1 protein-coding gene and 1 pseudogene are annotated in these 1,025 nt (G+C 60.5%); both read right to left on the reverse strand.

Going from position 1 to position 1,025, the window contains the following annotated elements:
* Window positions 1-132: 132 nt before the first annotated feature.
* Window positions 133-321 (reverse strand): hypothetical protein, encoded by a 189-nt coding sequence (locus tag AN233_RS18330; RefSeq protein WP_049983731.1) that lies wholly within the window; start codon window positions 319-321, stop codon window positions 133-135.
* Window positions 322-462: 141 nt separating this feature from the next.
* Window positions 463-1,025, reverse strand: a pseudogene (locus AN233_RS15895) (hypothetical protein); the annotation flags it as partial.

The raw sequence follows: 1,025 nt of genomic DNA on the forward strand, positions 1-1,025 counted from the left end.
GTCGTTGCGGCTTGGAGAGTTGCCATCGGTTGTTCTCGGGAGCTGTCTCGCGCCCCCGCACCCCTTCAGGGGGCGAGCAACTGCTCACGCTGTGACGGCCACATGACGTTGCGCTGCCGATGCATCGAGCTGTCAGGATTCTCTGTTGACGTCACCGTCCCTCGTCGTATTCGGTTGGGTGAGAACATCCACCTGCTCGAGGAGCGTCGTCGCGGTGCTAATTCGCTCTTGATCAGCGGGCTCCAATTGGTCGCTGTCGATACTGGTGAGGCTACTGAGCGCGCGGTGGAGTCGATAGCCGGGGGTGTCTCGTGGGTCCATGTGTGCGCCTCCGCCAATTTCCGGCGCGAAAAAACACCGGCGGGCAGTCAGCGGGGCAGTCTGGGAGTGATCACGAACTGACCTCTAGTTAACCAACAGAACGAGTCGATATCAGGTCCGTTGGTTAAACTGACTCCGTCTCTATTGATCGGCTTCTGGTTCGGGTCCATAGCGAGGTGTCCCGCACCGCTGACACTCCCACATGGGCTGCCCGGTCCACTCATCATCGGGGACAGCCTCGAATTCGCGGAATCGATGCTTAGTCTCCCGATCACATTCCCGACACTCGAGGTGAGTCCTGTTTGGGCGCTCGCGTCGTGGCTGTTCGGTATCGGTCTTGTCAACGGATTCCTGGAGCGCAATCGCTGGCACCAGCCAGAAGTCGTCGTCTGCGTCCTCACGAAGGCTTGCAAGCCCCTCTTCGGTGCGAACCGCGCTCCCAGTTTCGTCGTAGAGAAACGTCGCGTGCTCGCCGTCGTGACAGGACTGCGTCGTCTCTGTCCACGCCGTCCGCTCACGAGCAACCGCGAGCAGCTGATTACCACATTCAGACGTGACCCGTGTCGCCGAGGGGAGCGAGGGCCACTGATCGACAAGCTGTGGGGCCGGTTCCTCGTCGAGATCGTAGATTAGCTTGCAGTCATCGACTACTGGGTCATCGTCTGCCTTCACGAGGAGGGTAGCCGCAGCAGATCCCTTCCCGA

Origin of the sequence: Haloparvum sedimenti (genome assembly GCF_001462205.1) — an archaeon.
GTDB lineage: Archaea > Halobacteriota > Halobacteria > Halobacteriales > Haloferacaceae > Haloparvum > Haloparvum sedimenti.